This is a genomic window from Nocardia sp. NPDC047654, assembly GCF_043205035.1.
Lineage (GTDB): Bacteria > Actinomycetota > Actinomycetes > Mycobacteriales > Mycobacteriaceae > Nocardia.
The window spans coordinates 197,302-212,728 of sequence record NZ_JBIDDF010000010.1 but is presented as its reverse complement, the minus strand read 5'-3'; the positions used below and the strand labels follow the sequence as shown (position 1 = coordinate 212,728).

At 68.3% G+C, this 15,427-nt stretch carries 12 protein-coding genes; 4 read left to right on the top strand and 8 right to left on the bottom strand.

Going from position 1 to position 15,427, the window contains the following annotated elements; translation table 11 throughout:
- The first annotated feature begins 41 nt into the window (after positions 1-41).
- On the top strand, positions 42-2,624 hold the full coding sequence (gene pepN, locus ACGF7Y_RS24300; protein ID WP_393236838.1) for an aminopeptidase N: 2,583 nt from the start codon (positions 42-44) through the stop codon (positions 2,622-2,624).
- Between the two features lie 54 nt (positions 2,625-2,678).
- On the opposite strand, the gene ACGF7Y_RS24295 is transcribed toward pepN, so the two are convergent.
- The 4 genes from ACGF7Y_RS24295 to ACGF7Y_RS24280 all read right to left on the bottom strand — a co-directional run bounded on the left by ACGF7Y_RS24295 (position 2,679) and on the right by ACGF7Y_RS24280 (position 5,738).
- Entirely contained in the window at positions 2,679-3,143 is a 465-nt protein-coding gene (locus tag ACGF7Y_RS24295) for a DUF5130 domain-containing protein (protein ID WP_040865404.1), read from the bottom strand.
- The gene (locus tag ACGF7Y_RS24290) at positions 3,130-3,408 is read right to left on the bottom strand and encodes a hypothetical protein (protein ID WP_393236837.1); all 279 of its coding nucleotides are present in this window, start codon (positions 3,406-3,408) and stop codon (positions 3,130-3,132) included. The genes ACGF7Y_RS24295 and ACGF7Y_RS24290 overlap by 14 nt, the downstream gene beginning before the upstream one ends.
- A 103-nt stretch (positions 3,409-3,511) precedes the next feature.
- Positions 3,512-5,116 carry an alpha-amylase family glycosyl hydrolase gene (locus ACGF7Y_RS24285; protein ID WP_393236836.1) on the bottom strand — a complete coding sequence of 535 codons (1,605 nt, stop codon included), beginning with the start codon at positions 5,114-5,116 and terminating at the stop codon, positions 3,512-3,514.
- Positions 5,117-5,333: 217 nt separating this feature from the next.
- Positions 5,334-5,738: a globin gene (locus tag ACGF7Y_RS24280; protein WP_393236835.1), complete on the bottom strand. Its 405-nt coding sequence runs from the start codon at positions 5,736-5,738 to the stop codon at positions 5,334-5,336.
- 243 nt (positions 5,739-5,981) lie between these two features.
- Between ACGF7Y_RS24280 and ACGF7Y_RS24275 the strand changes: the two genes are divergently transcribed.
- Positions 5,982-6,686: an HNH endonuclease gene (locus tag ACGF7Y_RS24275; protein ID WP_174315501.1), complete on the top strand. Its 705-nt coding sequence runs from the start codon at positions 5,982-5,984 to the stop codon at positions 6,684-6,686.
- Between the two features lie 4 nt (positions 6,687-6,690).
- On the opposite strand, the gene ACGF7Y_RS24270 is transcribed toward ACGF7Y_RS24275, so the two are convergent.
- A complete protein-coding gene (locus ACGF7Y_RS24270) occupies positions 6,691-7,257 on the bottom strand; it encodes a helix-turn-helix domain-containing protein (protein WP_062977186.1) in 567 nt (188 codons plus the stop codon).
- A gap of 132 nt (positions 7,258-7,389) precedes the next feature.
- Between ACGF7Y_RS24270 and ACGF7Y_RS24265 the strand changes: the two genes are divergently transcribed.
- Both ACGF7Y_RS24265 and ACGF7Y_RS24260 read left to right on the top strand, forming a co-directional pair.
- Positions 7,390-8,085: an AzlC family ABC transporter permease gene (locus ACGF7Y_RS24265; RefSeq protein WP_393236834.1), complete on the top strand. Its 696-nt coding sequence runs from the start codon at positions 7,390-7,392 to the stop codon at positions 8,083-8,085.
- Positions 8,085-8,393 (top strand): AzlD domain-containing protein, encoded by a 309-nt coding sequence (locus ACGF7Y_RS24260; protein WP_393236833.1) that lies wholly within the window; start codon positions 8,085-8,087, stop codon positions 8,391-8,393. Before ACGF7Y_RS24265 ends, ACGF7Y_RS24260 begins: the two co-directional genes overlap by 1 nt.
- Before the next feature lie 759 nt (positions 8,394-9,152).
- Here ACGF7Y_RS24260 and ACGF7Y_RS24255 read toward each other — a convergent pair.
- The 3 genes from ACGF7Y_RS24255 to ACGF7Y_RS24245 all read right to left on the bottom strand — a co-directional run bounded on the left by ACGF7Y_RS24255 (position 9,153) and on the right by ACGF7Y_RS24245 (position 15,265).
- Complete coding sequence (locus ACGF7Y_RS24255) at positions 9,153-9,821, bottom strand: hypothetical protein (protein ID WP_393236832.1); 669 nt, start codon at positions 9,819-9,821, stop codon at positions 9,153-9,155.
- 45 nt (positions 9,822-9,866) lie between these two features.
- A complete protein-coding gene (locus tag ACGF7Y_RS24250) occupies positions 9,867-10,238 on the bottom strand; it encodes a thioesterase family protein (RefSeq protein ID WP_084486252.1) in 372 nt (123 codons plus the stop codon).
- Between the two features lie 89 nt (positions 10,239-10,327).
- Complete coding sequence (locus ACGF7Y_RS24245; RefSeq protein WP_393236831.1) at positions 10,328-15,265, bottom strand: NAD-glutamate dehydrogenase; 4,938 nt, start codon at positions 15,263-15,265, stop codon at positions 10,328-10,330.
- Positions 15,266-15,427: the final 162 nt, after the last annotated feature.

The following is a 15,427-nucleotide window of genomic DNA, read 5'->3' as shown; positions in this document are numbered from 1 at the left end:
GGGTGTCGCCCGTGCCAGTTCTTCGACCCCGAAGGAGCCTTATGTCCGCACCCAATCTCACTCGCGACCAAGCGATCGAACGCGCCGCGACAGTGTCGGTCGAGAACTACCGCGTCGAGCTGGACCTCACCGACGGCGCGGGCGAACCGGGCGAGCAGACCTTCTTCTCGCGCAGCACCGTGACCTTCACCGCGACGCCGGGCGCGAGCACGTTCATCGACATCGTGGCGCGCGGCGTGCGTTCGGCGGTACTCAACGGCACCGCGCTGGACGTCTCCGACTACGACGAGTCGACCGGGATCACGCTGACCGGCCTGGCCGAGCGCAACGAGCTGGTGGTGGAGGCCGACTGCGAGTACTCGCACACCGGCGAGGGCCTGCACCGGTTCGTCGATCCCGCCGACGAGGCGGTGTACCTGTACTCGCAGTTCGAAACCGCCGATGCCAAGCGCATGTTCGCCTGCTTCGACCAGCCGGACCTCAAAGCCACCTTCGACCTCGCCGTCACCGCACCGGAGGACTGGCAGGTCATCTCCAATGCCGCCGTCGTGCAGACGCTCGCGCCGGAGCCGGGCAAGCACGTCTTCCGCACCACCCCGAAGATGAGCACCTACCTGGTCGCGCTCATCGCAGGCCCGTACGCGCAGTGGACCGACGTCTACACCGACGAGCACGGCAGCATCCCGCTGGGCATCTACTGCCGCGCCTCGCTGGCCGAGTACATGGACGCCGAGCGGCTGTTCACCGAGACCAAGCAGGGTTTCGGCTTCTACCACCGCAACTTCGGCGTGCCATACGCGTTCGGCAAGTACGACCAGCTGTTCGTCCCCGAGTTCAACGCGGGCGCGATGGAGAACGCGGGCGCGGTGACCTTCCTGGAGGACTACGTCTTCCGGTCCAAGGTCACCCGGGCGTCCTACGAGCGCCGCGCCGAGACCGTGCTGCACGAGATGGCGCACATGTGGTTCGGCGACCTGGTCACCATGAAGTGGTGGGACGATCTGTGGCTGAACGAGTCGTTCGCCACCTTCGCGTCGGTGCTGTGCCAGTCCGAGGCCACCGAATACGCCAGCGCGTGGACCACGTTCGCGAACGTGGAGAAGTCCTGGGCCTACCGGCAGGACCAGCTGCCCTCCACCCACCCGATCGCCGCGGACATCCCCGATCTCGCCGCGGTCGAGGTGAACTTCGACGGCATCACCTACGCCAAGGGCGCCAGCGTCCTCAAGCAGCTCGTCGCCTATGTCGGTCTGGAGCCGTTCCTGGCCGGTCTGCGCGCGTACTTCGCCGATCACGCCTACGGCAACGCCACCTTCGACGACCTGCTGTCGGCGTTGGAGAAGTCGTCCGGTCGCGATCTGTCCACCTGGGGCGCGCAGTGGCTCAAGACCACCGGACTGAACATCCTGCGCCCGGATTTCGAGGTGGACGCCGAGGGAAAGTTCGGCTCCTTCACGGTGGTGCAGGAAGGCGCGCAGCCCGGCGCCGGTGAGCGGCGCGTGCACCGCCTGGCCATCGGAGTGTACGACGAGCAGGACGGAAAGCTGGTGCGCACGAAGCGCGTCGAACTCGACCTCGACGCCGCCGAACGGACCGAGGTGCCCGAGCTGGTCGGCGTGCCGCGCGGCAAGTTCGTGCTGGTCAACGACGACGATCTCACCTACTGCTCGATCCGCCTCGATGCCGATTCGCTCGACGTGCTGGTCAACCGCATCGCCGACATCGCGGAGCCGCTGCCGCGCACGCTGGCCTGGTCGGCGGCCTGGGAGATGACCCGCCAGGCGGAGTTCCGCGCCCGCGATTTCGTGGCGCTGGTCGAGCGTGGCGTCGGCGCCGAGACCGAGATCGGCGTGGTGCAGCGGCTGCTGATGCAAGCCAACACCGCGCTGAGCAGCTACGCCGATCCCGAATGGGCCGCGGCCACCGGCTGGCCGGAATACGCGAACCGACTGCTGGAGCTGGCACGCGAAGCCGAGCCGGGCTCCGACCACCAGCTGGCCTTCGTCAACGCGCTGACCGGCGCGAAACTGTCGGCCTGGCACACCGAGGTGCTGCGCGAACTGCTCGACGGTGATCCGGCGAAGGTCGGGCTGCCCGGTCTGGTCGTCGACACCGACCTGCGCTGGCGGCTTCTCGCCGCGCTCGCGGCGGCGGGCGAGGTCGACGCCGACGGGCTGGACACGCCGGTCATCGACCAAGAGCTGTCCAACGACCCGACGGCGGCGGGCAAGCGGCAGGCGGCCGCCGCGGCGACGGCGCGTCCGATCGCCGAGGTGAAGGAGCAGGCGTGGGCGACGGTGATGGGCGACGACTCGGTGCCCAACGTCACCGCCCGCTCGATCGTCGGCGGCTTCGCGCCCGCCGGACAGGGTGAGCTGCTCACGTCCTACGTGGAGCGATATTTCGCCGAGGTCCCCGGCGTCTGGGAGCGCCGCTCCAGTGAAGTCGCCCAGACCGTGGTGGTAGGCCTCTACCCGCACTGGGCGATCAGCGAGGACGCGGTGGCCGTCGCCGACAAGTTCCTCGCGGGCGAGCACCCGCCGGCGCTGCGCCGCCTGGTCAGTGAGGGCAAGGCGGGCATCGAACGCTCGCTGCGCGCCCGCGCCTTCGACGCGCAGCCGTAGACGAAAACCGGCGCTCCACCCGATCGGGTGGAGCGCCGGACTACGACAGCGAAACTACCTGCCGATCGCGGCGGCCATCACGCGCACCGCGGAGACCACGCCGTCGATCAGCTGGCCCTGCCGGAACGAGCTCAGCGCGGCGGTGACGCCGAGCTGGCAGACGCGATCGTTCGCACGGTCGGCGACCGCCTTGCCCGAGCGCACCTCGATCGCCTTCTCATTGGGCGAGACGGCGATCAGCACCGAGTGCGCCGCCTCGGGCGTGCCGGGGAAGATCGCGTCCGCGGCCGCGGCCGGGTCCTCCCCCAGATCGCCGATGTAGACGTTGAAGCGCACCTTGGTCGCGCGGGTCGCCTCGGTCAGCACGTTGTCCATGGTGAGCCGCTCTTCATCGTTGAACGGCGCTTCCTTGAACACGTCGCCCGCCTCGTGCACGCCGGAGACGCGCCCGCTGGTGGTGATGGCGTATCCGTGCGGCAAATCGGCTTCGACCACCGCGGGCCACTTAGAACCTGCCACTTGCCCGTCCTCCGATCAGCTCCACCTCGGTGGACTCGATGGCCGCATGCTGTCCATGCGGCGTTTCCGGAAAGTGGTGACCCGAGCCGACCACCTCTTCAGTGGCACTCCACAGCACCGGCGGCTGGGTCCACTTCTGGCCGAGGGCGAAGTGGACCGGCTTCTCGCCAGGCAGCGGCTTACCGAGGAACGACAATCCGGCGATCACGCCGTAGATCACCAGCGGGATGCCGGCGAAGATCAGCACTGTCTCGAGAATGCTCACGGGTCAAAGGTAGACGATCCTCTGTAGTAGTTCTCCGTCCGGTCGCGCCGGAACGCCGTCCGAGTCGGCGGCACCGGCGCCGAGCTGGGAGTTTCGCCGTATCTCAGACCAACCAGGCCGCCGCGTTGGGCGGCAGCTGGCCGCCCTCGGCCGGCGCGCTGGCCAACAGCACGTCTCCCGGCGGTAGCTGGATGGGCGCGTCCGAGGCGTTGAGCACGCAGACCAGTCCGCCCGGTCGGCGGAACGCGAGACAGCCCGGCGGGCTGCCGTACCACTCGACCCGGTCCCCCGCGAACTCCGGACGCAACGAGCGCAGTTCGATACCGAGGCGATACAGCGACAGGGTCGAGCCCAGCTCCTCGAGCTGAGCCTCCACGGTCAGCGGCGCCCAGTCCGGCGGCATGGGCAGCCACGGCGTTCCGGTGGTGAACCCGTACGGCGGCGTGGCGCCCTCCCACGGCAGCGGCACCCGGCAGCCGTCACGGCCGCGCTGGGTGTGTCCGGAGCGCTCCCACACCGGATCCTGTAACACCTCGTCCGGCAGGTCGTCGACGTTGGGCAACCCCAGCTCGGAGCCGTTGTAGATGAACACCGCGCCGGGCAGCGCCAGTTCCAGCAGGATCATCGCCCGAGCGCGCGCGACGCCGAGCGCGCCGCCGCCGTACCGGGTGACCTCGCGCTCGATGTCGTGGTTGGACAGCGTCCAGGTGGGGACGGCGAAGACCGGGGCGACGGCGGCGAGCGAGTTGTCGATCGCGTCGCGCACCGCCTCCGCGTCGAACGACGATTCCGCGAGGCGGAAGTTGAACGCCAGGTGCAGTTCGTCGGGGCGTACGTACTCGCCGAAGCGGGTGTTGTCGTTCACCCACACTTCACCGATGGTCACCGCGTCGGGGTATTCCTCGACCACCTTCCGAATCCGGCGGTGGATGTCGTGGACGGCGGGATTGTTGAACCGCGGGTCGCTGTCGTCGTGCGCCAGCAAGGCCGAGACGGACAACTGGGGCATGTCGGGCAAACCGTCGGGCTTGGCCATGCCGTGCGCGACGTCGATCCGGAACCCGTCCACCCCCCGGTCGAGCCAGAACCGCAGCGTCTGCTCGAAATCGGCGGCGACCTCGGCATTCGACCAGTTCAGGTCCGGCTGTTCCCGGGCGAAGATGTGCAGGTACCACTGGCCGGGCGTGCCGTCGGGTTCGGTGATCCTCGTCCAGGCCGGGCCGCCGAAGATGCTCGGCCAGTTGTTGGGCGGCTCGGCGCCGCCGGGCCCACGGCCGTCGCGGAAGATGTACCGGTCGCGCTCCGGGCTGCCGGGAGGCGCCGCAAGTGCCGCGCGGAACCACGGATGCTGATCGCTGGTGTGGTTGGGCACCAGGTCCATGGTCACCCTGATCCGGCGGGCGTGCGCCTCGGCGATCAGCGCGTCCATCGCGGCGAGCCCGCCGAAGAGCTGATCGATGTCACGCGGGTCGGCAACGTCGTAGCCACCGTCGGCCATCGGCGAACGCATCACGGGGCAGATCCACAGCGCGTCGACCCCGAGCAGTTCGAGATAGCCCAGTTTGTCCCGGACTCCCCCGAGATCGCCGACCCCGTCTCCGCTCGAGTCCGCGAAAGATCTCGGATAAACCTGGTAGAACACGGCCGACCGCCACCACGACTGAGTGGTGGGATCCACCGGCGCCGTTACGGCTGGTGCATCACTCACATCCGCAATAGTGCCAAAGTTTCGACGCGAAAGCCTTCAGGCGAGATGAGCTTTCGAATCGCGGGCAAATATGCAGCAGCGACCCGTACCGAGGCGAAAAACCCTGCTCTACACCGCCTCTCAGGCGCAATGCCTCCGTTACTCTGTGTTCACCAGCGAATCCGTCGTCACCACAACGCGGTAGAAAACACACCGCCGCCCCATGGCGAATGCGTTGTCAGAATGGGGCGTTCACCAAGGAGTTGGCGGCCATCTCCAAGTAGTCCAGCAGCGCCTTGCGATGCTCGTCATCCAGGGTTTCGGGCTCGATCTCGGCGACCGCGATGCGCATACACCGCAGCCAGGCGTCCCGCTCGATGGGTCCGATGGTGAACGGCATGTGTCGCATGCGCAGGCGGGGGTGGCCGCGCTCGTCGGAGTAGGTGCGCGGACCGCCCCAGTACTGCTCGAGGAACATTCGCAAGCGCCGCTCCGCCGGACGGAGATCCTCCTCCGGATACAGCGGACGCAGCACCTCGTCGGCAGCCACCTCGCGATAGAACGTCGCGACGAGCCGCTGGAACGTCTCCGCCCCACCGACCGTCTCGTAGAACGACGTCGCCGTCTGCTCGCCCGAAGTCATAGACCCTCTCGATTCACCGGATGCGCCGCTGTCCATTGTGCCCGCGCGGGGGGACTGCCGCCGCACTGCCCTCGCGCTGCCGCTCGGCAACCGGAACATCGCGCTGAAATGGCACTTCAGCCACAGTTAACCGGACATTGTTGAAAATCACCGTGCAATGCCCGACATTCCATGGTCAACTGGGTGACAGTCTCTGCTTTGCAGATACCACATGATCCTGCCAATCATGAAATCGAGGTCGAGATGAAGCAGCGGCACAGCGCCCGATCACACGAGGCGCGAGCGCACCGACAACTCCAGCCCGCCGACGTCCACAATCGTGGGTCGGGGGCTACTCCGCTGCACATCGTGTCCGACCATCATCCGGGTGGACATCGTGGCCATCACGACCACGGACCCCGCCCCACCGCCCCGCCCGCCGAAGGCACGAACTGGCTCAAGACCAGGGTGTTGCTGTTGAACGCCACCTACGAGCCGCTCACCGCTCTGTCCGCGCGCCGCGCGATCGTCCTGCTCATCTGCGACAAGGCCGACGCCATTCATCACAGTGACGAAGGTCCGGTAGTCCACTCCGCCGAGACGGCGGTGGCCATCCCGTCCGTGATCCGCCTGCGCAGCTATGTCCACGTCCCGTATCGCGCCCGGGTGCCGATGACCCGCGCCGCCCTCATGCACCGCGATCGCTACCGCTGCGGTTACTGCGGCGGCAAGGCCGAGACCATCGATCACGTCATCCCGCGCAGCCGCGGCGGGGAACATTCCTGGGAGAACTGCGTCGCCAGCTGCGCGCCGTGCAACCACCGCAAAGCCGACAAGCTGCTCAGCGAGCTGGGCTGGACGCTGCGAGCCCCGCTGGTCTCGCCGAAGGGCCCGCACTGGCGCCTGCTGTCCACCACCGCCGAACTCGACCCCGTGTGGTTGCAGTATCTCGGCGAAGGCGCCGCCTGACCGATCAGGTGTATTCCACCACCAGCGTCGCCCAGGTCGGCGAGGCGAGCGCCTCGAACACGTGCGGCCGGTCACCCGGGTACGCGATGTAGTCGCCCGGGTGCAGTTCGACGGGCGCGTCAACCGGTCCGACCAGCGCGCGCCCCTCGGCGAGCAGTACATGTTCGACCACACCTGCGATGTGCGGATCCGATCGGCGCGCATGCCCCGGCTCCGCGGTGATGCGAAACAGATCGCGGCGGGAATTGGCCGGCCCGGCCGCCAGCAGGGTAGCCCGGTATTCGGATTGCTCGGCCGCGACGACCGGGCCCTCACCGGCACGAATCACGTGCACGCTCGGGCGCGGCGGGTCGAGCAATCGGGAGAACGGCATATCCAGGGTGACGCACAACGCCCACAGGGTTTCCAGGCTCGGATTCCCGGTGCCCGATTCCAACTGTGACAGCGTGGATTTCGCGATACCCGCCCGGCCGGCGACCTCGCTCAGCGACAACCCGGCCCGAGTGCGCTCGCGGCGCAGCGCGGCGGCGATCACCGCCTGGGGTGTTGTCGTCGCGTCCTGCTCGGTCATACCCGCTCCGTTTGTTCTGCGTCGCCTGTGGCGCTACGTCTTCGGTCTCGCTCCGCTCGAAACCTGTGGTCGTGCGAATAGCGACAGAAAACCATATTGACGGAACCGGGCGCCATGTTCACTATAAACAACATGCGTTCGATATGGCGAACACTCGATCGGGATGTGATGGCGGGCATCGGGGCGGTGTGTCTCGCCGTCGGCGTGATGGGGGTCTCCTACGGGGCGACCGCGGTCGCGGCGGGCTTGCCGATCTGGCTCCCGATCCTGCTCGGGTGCGTGGTGCTCGCCGGAAGCTCGGAATTCCTCTTCATCGGCATCGTCGCCGCCGGGGGCAGCCCGATCGCGGCGGTGCTGGCGGGTTTGCTGGTGAACGCCAGGCATGTGCCGTACGGACTGTCGGTCCCCGACGCGGTGGGCACGGGTTGGCGCAGGTCATTGGGCGTCCATCTGATGAACGACGAGTCGGTCGCCATGACCATCGCGCAGCCCGACGCGCGGCGCAGGCGGGCGGCCTACTGGCTCACCGGCGCGGGGGTGCTGCTCGCCTGGCCCGGCGGCGCGGCCATCGGGGCGTTGATCGGATCGGTGGTTCCGGACACATCGGCGTTCGGGCTCGACGCGGTGTTTCCCGCGGTCCTGCTCGCGCTGGTGCTGCCGGCTCTGCGGGATCGCACCACTCTCGCCGCGGTGGGTGCGGGCACGGCGATCGCGCTGGCCTGCGCTCCGTTCCTGCCCACCGGACTGCCGGTCCTCCTCGCCCTTTGCGGGGTGCTGGTCGCGGCGCGGGGGAAACCTGAGCCGTCGGCCGCACAGGGAGCCGCGTGATGCTGGCCGCCGGGATCATCGCCCTCGCCGCGGGCACCTACGCGTTTCGCTGGGCCGGGCCCGCGCTGCGCGAGCGGGTGCGCATTCCGGCGCGCGCGGTGCGCATGCTGGAAATCGGCGCCGTCGTGCTGCTGGCCGCGGTGGTGGCCGTGACCACCCTGCCGATCGGCACCGCGAGCCTCGGATTCGCCGTGCCCGCGGGCGTTCTCGTCGGCGGAGTGTTGGCCTGGTACCAACGCCCCATCTTGCTGGTCATGCTCGCCGCCGCCGCGACGGCGGCACTCCTTCGCTCGATCGGCGTCTCCTGACGGGCCCGAACACGCTTTCTGCTACCTTTTTTCGCGAAGGGCGGCGCCGTCCCCTCCTGCCGACGGCGCCGCCCACACCATCGATCGTTCCCGGGCGTCCACGTGCTACCGGGTCCGCCTCGCGCAGACGAATAGCGCCGCCGCGTACGGCACCACCGAACTCGATGGTGACCGTCCGGATCGAATTCCATTCCTGCGAAAGGCCGGTCCGGCCTCCGACGATCCGTCGTCAGCGGATCGTGCCCGCGACCGACGGCAGCACGACCGCCCGTCGGCACCAGCGGGTCCCACCCTCGAAGCGTGCCGATGGCGCCGCGACACCCCGCGCAGACAACCGTCGACACACGCGATCGCTGGCAGCACACCGCCCACCGGCACCAGCGGGCGATCCACCCCTCGAGGCGGGCCGACGGCGCCGCGAAACCACCGCAGCCTATTGACGGCGCCGGTGCGGGCGCGGCCGAGTTCGTCGCGACGATCGGCGAGCATGCCCACCGCGATCAGCTCCGAATCTGCCTGCACTCGGTGCAGGTCCGGTGATCGCATCGTGGAGCGAAAGTATTGCAAGGCAGCACAATCGAGGGTTCGCGCGTCGATAGCCCCTCTCGCACCGCTGTCCCGCTGCACCGGGCGCGCGCATCGACGGGACGCGGCGTCTACGCGGAAGCAGCAAGCCGAAGGCGCACTCGACGACACGGACGTAGACATTCGAGCAGCGCAACGGTGTCCAGCCCGCAGCGGTTTCGGCGCGCGGCACGCTCAACGCGGCAACAGGGGAATCCCTCCGCCGAGCCGCCGAGCGACGGAGCCGTAGCGGGCGTCGAGCCGCAGCCATGTCCTGGTCGCCCGGACACGCACGATCTCGGTGGGCGGAATACGGCGGGCGTCGGCCTTCTCCCCCGAATGCGGGATGAAGTCCATAGCTGTGAGGGCGAAGACGACCCGCATCGGCACCTCCACCCGGGCGCCCGCGCCGGACACGGTCAGCACCGCCTGATCGAGCAACGAGGCGGGCGGGCCGTGGCTGCTGCCGTGTTCCTTCGCCAGCTGCGCACCCTGCTCGGCGAGTTCCACCAAGGTGCGCGCGGGCACGTCGTCGACGTGCGCGAAACCGTCCGTCGGCGGCAGCGCGCCACGCCACGCGGAATCCATGGAAAATCCCAGGTCGATCGGACCGCCGCTCGCCGAACCGGCCAGCACGAGATCGGCGCCGACGGTCACGTCGTCGACACCGAGCTCGGCGACCACGGTGCGCATGGCGAGCGCCTCGAAACCCGTCGCCACCCAGGCCGCGACGTACTTCTCCCCGCGGCGGCGCAAGCGCACCACCGCCGCCGGGTCCAGCCGCACGGCCCTGGTCAGAAACGTCGCGAGGTTCTCTCGCTCCGCCGGATCCGGCACACGCAGCACTCGTTGTTCCGCTATCACGACAGCTCCGCCGTCAGCACTCGACGATCATCGACGCGCGGCCACTCACTCCATCCATTCGGACAGGTAATCACGCTCGGCGTCGGTGAGCCTGCGCAATCGCTGCGCCCGCATGTCGAACGCCGCGATCTGCGTGGACGCGACCACGGCCGCGGGCGAATCGGGCTGCGCGCCCGCCGCCCGCACCTCGTAGCCGATGGTGAAGTCGACCGCGCGCAACTGCTCGATCCACATGGCGATATCCAGCGGCGTGTCCTCGTGCCGCAGCTGGCCGCGGTAGCGGACCCGCAGGTCGGCGAGTACGCAGCCCTCGCGCAGCGGGGCGGTCGGACGACCGTCCTCGAACAGCCACGGAATCCGCGCCTCTTCCAGCAACGTCACCATCCGGGCATGGTTGACGTGCTGGAACACGTCCATGTCCGACCACCTGACGTCCACCTTGGCGTGGAAACGCCTGGGCAGCACGAGGCTGCCCGCCGCTTTCCCACTTCCGCTCACCGAACTCGTCAACGTGGTACCTCCGATTGAGCGCCCACCCCGCTCACCATGCTCCGCACTTGCCGCGCTGCAACCGACAACGTGGCGAGATCGTGGGTTCCGGACTCGAACAATTCCGACAGCGCCGCCCTGGCTCGGCCGAGGCGGGACTGATTCTTCGACTCCCAGTATGCAATCTTCTCATCCGCCGTCTCCTCGGGGTCGCCGCCGGAGAGCACGTCGAGGGTGAGCGAGCGCAGCGACCCGTACATGTCGTCGCGCAGCGCGAGCCGCGCCAGCGCGTGCCAGCGGTCGCCGCGTTCGAGGTGGCTGACCGCCTGCAACAGCCAGTCGATCTTGAGGTGATCGTTGAGCGCGTAGTACAGCGACCCGACCTCGTCGCCGTCCCGGTCGGTGATGTCGGCGATGTCCACGATGTCCAGCAGCGGGAACAGGTGAAGCAGGCCGAAGACCTCGGTGGCCAGATCGGTCGGCGCGCCGCGGGCGATCAGCTCGGCGGACCGGTCGGTGAGGGTCGACACGTGGTGTCCGCGCAGCCATCCCGGCACCTTCGGGGCCAGTTCGCGCACGTCGGCGCGATACCGGCTGATTTCAGAGCCCACCGCGATCGGCTGCGGCCGGTTGCTGAGCAGCCAGCGGGACGCCCGGTCCAGCGTGCGCTTCGTCTCCAGTTCGAGCAGGTCGCGCACCGACGTGGGCGCGTCGCACGCACGGATTCGCGCCCACATCTGGTGCAGATCGAAGATTCCGCTGGCCGCGGCGAAAGCGCGCACCGCGTCGGTGGTGGTGGCGCCGACCTCCTCGTTCAACCGGTGCGCGTAGGTGATGCCGCCGTAGTCCACCATCTCGTTGGCGATCATGGTGGTGACGATCTCCCGGCGCAGCCGGTGCCGCTTGATCGCCGCCCCGAAGCGGTCGCGCAGCGGTGTCGGGAAGTAATCCGGCAGCCGCATGGCGAAGTACTGGCTGTCGGGCAGGTCGGAATCGAGCAGATCTGCCTTGAGCGAGAGCTTCACGTGCGCCATCAGATTGGCCAGCTCCGGCGACGCCAGCCCGGAGCCTTCTTCCAGCCTGCGCTTCAACTCCTGATCCGAGGGCAGCGCCTCGAGTTCGCGATCGAGGCCGCGACGCTCTTCGAGATCCTCGACGAGCCGCATCTGCACGCTCAGCATCTGCGACGCCTCGGTGCGCGAGATACCCATGAGGAAGTTCTGCGCCACGTTGTCCCGCAGGACCATCTGCGCGACCTCGTCGGTCATCGAGGCCAGCAGCGGATTGCGGTCGTCCGGCGGCAGCTGACCGCCGGAGACGACGGCATCGAGCAGGATCTTGATGTTGACCTCGTGGTCGGAGCAGTCCACGCCCGCCGAGTTGTCCAAGGCGTCGGTGTTCATCTTGCCGCCGTTGCGGCAGAACTCGATGCGGCCCAGCGCCGTCGCACCGAGGTTGCCGCCCTCGCCGATCACCTTGACCCGCAACTTGTTCCCGTTGACGCGCACCGGGTCGTTGGACTTGTCACCCACTTCGGCGTTGGTCTCGCTGCTGGCCTTGATGTAGGTGCCGATCCCGCCGTTCCACAGCAGATCGACCGGCGCGAGCAGGATGGCGCGGACCAGATCCGGCGGCGACAGCGAGACGACGTCATCGCCGAGGCCCAGCGCCGCCCTGGCCTGGGGGCTGATCGGCACGGCCTTTACGGTGCGGTCCCACACACCTCCGCCGGAACTGATCAGCGACGTGTCGTAATCCGCCCACGACGATCTCGGCAGCGCGAACATCCGCTGCCGCTCCTGGTAGGAACGCGCCGCGTCCGGGTCGGGATCGAGGAAGATGTGCCGGTGGTCGAACGCCGCCACAAGGCGAATGTGCTCCGACAACAGCATGCCGTTGCCGAAGACGTCGCCGCTCATGTCACCGATGCCGACCACAGTGAAGTCCTGGGTCTGCGTATCGATGTCCATCTCGCGGAAGTGCCGCTTCACGCTCTCCCACGCGCCCTTGGCGGTAATGCCCATCGCCTTGTGGTCATATCCCGCGGATCCACCGGAGGCGAACGCGTCGCCCAACCAGAAGCCGTAACTCTGGGCCACATCGTTGGCGATGTCGGAGAATGTCGCGGTGCCCTTGTCGGCCGCCACCACCAGGTAGGTGTCGTCACCATCGCGCCGCACGACTCGGGCGGGCGGAAGCACCTCCCCGCTCACGCGGTCCACGTTGTCGGTGACATCCAGCAGGCCGGAGATGAACGTGCGATAGCAGGCCACGCCCTCGGAGCTCAGCGCCTGGCGGTCCGCGACCGGATCGCCCGTGGCCGCCGGCGGTTGCTTCACCACGAAGCCGCCCTTCGCGCCGACCGGCACGATCACCGCGTTCTTCACCGCCTGCGCCTTGACCAGACCGAGGATCTCGGTACGGAAGTCCTCCAGGCGGTCCGACCACCGCAATCCGCCACGGGCCACCGGACCGAATCGCAGATGCACGCCCTCCACCCGAGGCGAGTACACGAAGATCTCGAACTGCGGCTTCGGCCTGGGCAATTCGGCGATCTCCCGCGGTTCCACCTTCACCGAGACGTAGTCGCGCGGCTTGCCCTCCGCGTCGGTCACGTAGTAATTGGTGCGCAGCGTCGCCTTGATCAGGCCGAGAATCGCGCGCAGGATGCGGTCCGCGTCCAGGCTGACCACCTCGTCGATCCGGCCGCGCACCTGCGTCTCCAGTTCCGCGGCGTGCTCGGCGGAGACGGTGTCGGGATCGAAGCGCGCCGCGAACAGGTCGACGAACAGGCGCGCGATATCCGGATAGGTGAGCAGCACACGGCAGATATTGGCCTGGCTGTACGGAAAACCCGCCTGCTGCAGATACTTCGCGTAGGTGCGCAGGATCGAGACGGCCCGCCACGGCAGCCGGGCGCGCAGCACGAGTTCGTTCAGGCCGTCCGCCTCCGCGCGGCCGTACCACATCGCCTCGAAGGCTTCCACGAACCGCTCCCGCAGCCCGCGCACCTCCGCCTCCAGCACGTCGGCGCGCTTGGAGGACTCCAGCAGTTCTGCGTCCAGATCCCGATCGAGCGAACTGCGCAGCAGCTCCGCGCGGGCGAGTAGGCCGAAGTCGTAGATCCACCGCTCACCGCCTTCGGCGCCGTCGGCGGCCTCCAGCTCGATCTGGTAGGGCCGCTCGTCGACCACCTCGACGCCGAGGCTCTGCAACAGCGGAAGCACCTGGCTCAACGAGATCCCGCTGCCACCGATGTAGAACGTGAAGCGCCATGAGCCCGGTGCCGAATCCGGCTTGCGGTACAGGTATTGGTCGATACCGCCGTCGCGCAGCCGCTCCAGGCGCACGATGTCCCGCAGCGCGCGGGGCGAGGCGAAATCCTGTTTGTAGCCCTCGGGAAAAGCTTCCGCGTACTGCTGCACGACGGCGGGGTCGAGCACCGTCGATGTGCTCACCTCGTCGTTCAGGCGGTCGTCCCAGGTACGAGTCGCCTCGGCGAGCAGGTTCTGCAGACGCAGCCGGTTGGGTTCGGAAGTGTCGGCGGCGGGCGGCGTCCGCCGCGGGGCGCCGTGCTCGGCTTCCGGCATGCGCACCGTGAAATACACGCGCGCCAAGTCGCTTTCGCCCACTCGCGCGGAGTAGTCGATGGACACTCCGCTCAGTTCGCGGACCAGGATGTCCTGCATCTCCAGCCGCGCCCTCGTGGTGTACCGGTCACGGGGCAGGTAGACCAGGCAGGCGACATAGCGGCCGTAGGTGTCCGCGCGCAGGAACAGGCGCACCTGGCGGCGCAAGCCCACGCTCAGGACGGCGGTGGCGGTGCGGCGCAGCGTCTCGCCGTCGGCGGAGAACAGCTCGGTGCGCGGGAAGGACTGGATGACCTCGAGCATCGCCTGACCGGAGAACGATTCCAGGTCGAATCCGCTCTCCTCGATCGCCGAGCGGACCCGGCGCTCGATCACCGGGATGTCCAGGACGTTCTCGTGCACGGCGGTGACCGTGAAGACGCCGATGAACAAGTGCTCGCCGACCACCGCTCCGTCCGCGTCGAAGTCGGCGACGCTGACGAAGTAGGGGTACACCGCACGATGCACGGTAGCCGGAACCAGCCCCTGGGTGAGGGTCAGCAGCGGACGGTCGCCGCCGTTGACCGGCACGTGGAAGTCGGTGCCCACGTCCGGACGCAGCACGCCGAGGCAGGTGGCGGGCAGGACGGTGGTCATCTCCCGGCCTTGGTCGGTGCTCAGCCGATAACGCGCGTATCCGAGGAGGGTGAAATTCCCCCCGGCCAGCCAGCGCAGCAGGTTGGCGGTGTCGGTCAGTTCGGCCGGCTCGAACGGCGCCGCCCCGGATCGCGCGGCCCGTTCCAGGTCGTCGGCCAGCTTGCTCTGCGCGTCCTTGATGGCATCGGTGTCACCGATCACCTGACGCACGTCGTCCACCACGTCCGGCATCGCGGATTCGACCTTGGCCAGCAGCGCCGCACTGGTCGACGGGTGCAATTGCACGTGCATCCAGGATTCGCGCAGCCCCGCCGCGCCGGTGCCGTCCACCTCGTGCGCGGCGGCGTGCGTCAGCCGGCCCTGCTCGTCCCGCTCGACCTCGAAGATCGGGTGGATGATCTCGCTGACGCTCACGCCGATCCGGCTCAGCGACGAACTGATCGACTCGACCAGCAGCGGCATGTCGTCGGTGACGATCTGCACCGCCGCACCGATTCCGGAACCGTCATCCGGGTGATACACCCGGACCAGCGCGCGACCCGGGCGGCGAGTCACCGCCAACTCCAAATGCCTGCGGAAGATCTGGGTGATGCCGGTGATCGCACAGTCCACATCGCCCGCGTCGACGTGGCGGAAGTACGCTTCCTCGAGCGTCGCGAGTTCGCCGCGCAGTGACTGCGGCAAACCCGCGGCCCACGCCGCGCTGGACAATTCGGACGAGACGGTCATTTTTCGCCAACTCCCTCGGATATCGGTTCCGTAACAAAGTGACGCCGGTCCGAGAGTAACTGTGCGCCGAGGACGCGTGGGTGAATTCCCTTTCGACATGCAGGAGTTCACCGCGACCGCGTAGTTCGCCGCTCGTGTGCCGAGATCGCACGCGATGACCTC